Origin of the sequence: Bacillus sp. NPDC060175, assembly GCF_042728695.1 — a bacterium.
Lineage (GTDB): Bacteria > Bacillota > Bacilli > Bacillales > Bacillaceae_G > Bacillus_A.
Window position 1 is genome coordinate 1 of record NZ_JBHWYR010000097.1, and the last position, 4,447, is coordinate 4,447.

Sequence of the window (4,447 nt, forward strand, 5' to 3'; positions counted from 1 at the left end):
AAAGATAACTATATCCTTTTAGCAATATCAAAGGATGCTGATAAAATTGAAAAAACATTCGATGAAATTTTTAAGTAATATAAATTTATAAACAAGGAATTAAATAAAGGCATTTTCATATTAGTTATATTTTAACTTGTAAATGTTTTTTCTCTTAAGGATTTTTTAGAAATAAATTCTTGATAATGTACGAAATTCATATTTCGTAGTAACAATAATCTAGACAGCTATCAAAAGGATTGTATTGGCAATCCAGGTGTAAAGGATAAAGGTATGTTTTACTTAACTGATGCAACAGAAAAGGCCTTTGAAACCGCTCTGGCTAATTATGATAAGCCAGAAGAAACAGTAGTTTTTGAAGCGTTTCTAGAAGGGAAATCCCCTATTTCTTTAACTATAAACATAAATATTAATAGAGTTGGGAAAACAGAAGGAAATTGGATAAAAATTAGTAGAAATCATAAGACAATATCCGTATCTTACACTTTCAAAATAACATACCTTAGTATCCTACTATCAACATCTAAATATTTGTGAAGAATATCAGCATGATAACTGTATTTAAGAATTACAATTATCTATAACTATAATTACATATTGGGTTCCACCATAACGTATCAAGTTAAAAAACTAATTAGCCCCCAAAACGAAAAAAGTGACCTGACTTCTCAAAGTAACTACCTTTAGAGAAAGAAAATTTTCGTTTAGGGGGTACTTTAAAATCTTAGCTTAATGGCGATATTGCCGTACCCCTATTACCATTTCTGTTCCGTTACTATACAAACCAAAGATTTTATTTTATCTTAGATTTAATTTATTTGTAAATGTGGAACAAATTTATTACTTAGATTGTCTATTAAGTGTAATCCTAAAAACTTAGTGCCCAAACTTGATACACTGAATCTGATTTGACATTTATTCTAAGTACTGCAAAATACGAAAGGACTGATTATCTTGAAAAGTACAAGGATGTTAAAAATAGGGATGTGTGTTGGAATACTTAGTTTAAGTCTTGCAAGTGTAAAACTTTTTACAGGTGAACCATTGTAGGTGGAAGCAAAAGAAAAAGTAGAGAAAACTAAACATGCAAATCATGCGGCTCATTGAAAATTCGCACAACTCGAGAAAAAGTTTGACGCTCGACTGGGTGTCTATGCAATTGACACCGGTACAAACTGGGCAGTTACTTATCGATCACCTAATGAACGGTTTGTTTACGCATCTACCTTTAAGGCTCTGGTTGCAGGGGCATTGTTACTACAATATCCAATTGACAAATTAGACAAAGTTAACACTTATACAAAGGATGATTTAGTAGAGTATTCACCAATTACAGAGAAACACGTGGATACCGGCATGACTCTTGGGGAAATTGCAGAGGCTGCTATTCGTTACAGTGATAACACTGCGGGAACATTTTATTCAAGAAATTAGACGGACCTAAAGGATTTGAAAAAGCACTTAGACAGAATGGTAATAAGGTTACCTTGGCTGATTGCTTTGAGCCAGATATGAAAGAAGCTATTCCGGGAGACATTTGTGATACAAGTACAGCAAAAACACTTGCTACCAATCTTAAGGCCTTCACGGTCAGAGATGCACTCCAAACTGATAAACGTAAAATCCCTACGGATTGGATGCGCGGAAATGCTACAGGAGACGAACTCATCCATGCTGGTGTACCAAAAGATTGGGAAGTCGATGATAAATCTGGAGCCGGAAGCTACGGAACACCTAATGATATTGCCATCGTTTAGCCACCGAATAGAGAACCAGAGAATCGATTATCATTGCAATTCTGTCCAGTCAAGATGCTATATATGATACTGAGCTAATCGCGCAGAATGCCAAGGTTACAATAGATGCTCTCAAGTGAGGGCATTGATTTTACCTTTGCTTTCTGATTCCCTATATTCCATACCATCTATAGGATAAAATTAGAAGTCGATTCTTTTTTACATCAAAAGAATCGTTTTTTACATTCATTTCATTTCATTACGATTATGCTAACAAGAACCATTATATTAGACGAGTGGTCGAAGAACTCAGTATTACAAATATTAGATATAGTACAAAGAGATGAGGAACAGCTCACAATTTCCTTACTTTAAGGGGCAGCATTATTATAAAGAATAGAGATGAAAATAGTTTGTTCAAGAGTTAATCTTAGTTTTATAGTCTATAGATTAGGAAAATATTGACTGATTCCAATTAACACACTTTTTAAATATAAGTATATTTCTGAAGGTGACCTCAATAATTTTAAGTAAATCAACGGGAGAATTGAAAGGCAGGAGAAAGTAGCATGTCAGAAAATTATCGTTCTCGAGAGGAGCGACGACAAGTTAAAAAGAAAAAACACCCCGCTTCTAAAAAACAACAAGGTAAAACATCGTTTTTTCGCAAATTTTTAATCAGTTGCTTACTACTTGGTATTGTAGGATTAGTCGCAGGGGTTGCTACCTTTTTCGTTATGATCAAGGATGCGCCAAAACTTGAGAAAGCAAAACTTGTTAATCCGTTATCCTCAAAAATTTATGATAAAGATGGAAAATTGATATATGAATATGGGAAAGAAAAACGAACGAATATTATGTATAATCAAATACCTAAATTAGTAGAAAATGCATTTTTAGCGACAGAAGATGCACGTTTTTATGAGCACAGTGGCGTAGACTTTAAAGGTACTGCACGTGCAGTTTTAGTCAGCCTAAAAGGGGATTACGGCTCTCAAGGTGGAAGTACGATTACGCAGCAAGTTATTAAAAATTACTTCTTATCGATGGAAAAAACGTCAAAGCGTAAGGTTCAGGAAATTTATTTGGCGTATAAACTAGAACAACAATATTCAAAACATGAAATATTAGAGATGTATTTAAATAAAATTAATTTAGGTAACCGTTCATATGGAATCGCAACAGCAGCACAAAACTACTACGGTAAAGAATTGAAGGATTTAACATTACCAGAAGTTGCAATGTTGGCCGGTTTACCGAAAGCACCAAATAACTATGATCCAACGAAAAAAGAAAATGTTCAAAGGGCAACAGAAAGAAGAAACGTTGTACTAGAATTAATGAATCGACATGGTTATATAACAAAAGAAGAAATGGAAAAAGCCTCACAGTTTAAAGTAACAGATGGGCTTAAATCTGCAACAGAACTTCAAGCAATGCCATATCCTGCATTTATGGATGCAGTTGTGAAAGAAGTAGAAAAAGAATTACCAGATGCTAATATTGGATCTGACGGTTTAGAAATTTATACAACATTAGACTCAAAGGCACAGGATTTTGCGGACAAGCTTTTAAATGAAAATATTATTAATTATCCAAATGAGAAATTCCAAGGGGCTTTCACATTTATGGATACGAAAACAGGAGAAGTTCGTGCAATTGGTAGCGGACGCGGTGAAAATAAAGCTGTATTTAAAGGACATAATATAGCGATTGAATTAGATCGCTCAGCAGGTTCAACAATGAAACCAATTTTTGATTTCGCTCCTGCAATTGAATATTTAAAATGGGCTACTTACCATCAAATTGATGACTCTCCATTTAAGTATTCAACAGGACAAGAAGTTAGAAATGCAGATAGAAAGCATTTAGGACCAATTACAATGCGTGATGCATTGAAAACATCCCGAAATATCCCGGCTATTAAAACTGCAAAAGAAGTAGGAATTAATAAATCAAAAGCTTTCTCTGAAAAGTTAGGTATTACCTTTAATGTAGCACCGACCGAGTCAACAGCGATTGGTACAAATGAAGCGTCACCAACTGAAATTGCAGGTGCTTATGCGGCATTTGGTAATGATGGTAAGTATACGAAGCCGCATTTTGTTAAGAAAGTAGTTTATCCAGATGGTAAATCAAAAAGCTTTGAGCAAAAGCCAAAACGAGTTATGAAGGATTCTACAGCATATATGATTACTGATATGCTTCGTACTTTTGTTTCATCTGGATTGGGTACAGCAGCTAATATAGATTCTTTAGATGTAGCGGGTAAAACAGGTACAACAAACTATTCTTTAGAACAAATAGCACAATATAATCTACCAGAAAGTGCAACTCGTGATAGTTGGTTTGCTGGTTATACACCACAATATACGATGGCGGTATGGACTGGATATATAAAAGATAGTAAAGACGATTATATTAGTAGTAAAAATACGAAAATTTCTCAGTTGATTTTTAAAGAAATGATGAGCAAGATGGCTACAGATAAGTCGCAATTTAAAATGCCGAACAGTGTAGTTCAAGAAGGTAGCGAATTACGTATTAAAGGTGAGAAACGTGATTCTTCTCCTAATACGACTGAAAAGCCAAGTAATAATAATCAAAATAAGCAACAAGAAAAGCAAAAGAAACAAGAGGAATTAAAGAAACCAGAAGAGCAAAAGAAAAGTAAGCCAAATAATGGTAGTGGCCAAGGGAATACAACGTCA

Annotated in this window: 2 protein-coding genes and 1 pseudogene; all 3 read left to right on the top strand. The window is 34.1% G+C overall.

The window, feature by feature from the left end; translation table 11 throughout:
- Positions 1-273: 273 nt before the first annotated feature.
- Positions 274-537: a hypothetical protein gene (locus ACFWDE_RS27190; protein WP_377895968.1), complete on the top strand. Its 264-nt coding sequence runs from the start codon at positions 274-276 to the stop codon at positions 535-537.
- Positions 538-969: 432 nt separating this feature from the next.
- Positions 970-1,876, top strand: a pseudogene (gene bla / locus ACFWDE_RS27195) (class A beta-lactamase).
- 429 nt (positions 1,877-2,305) lie between these two features.
- Positions 2,306-4,447: transglycosylase domain-containing protein (locus ACFWDE_RS27200; RefSeq protein ID WP_377895969.1), on the top strand; the 2,142-nt coding region annotated here is incomplete at its 3' end.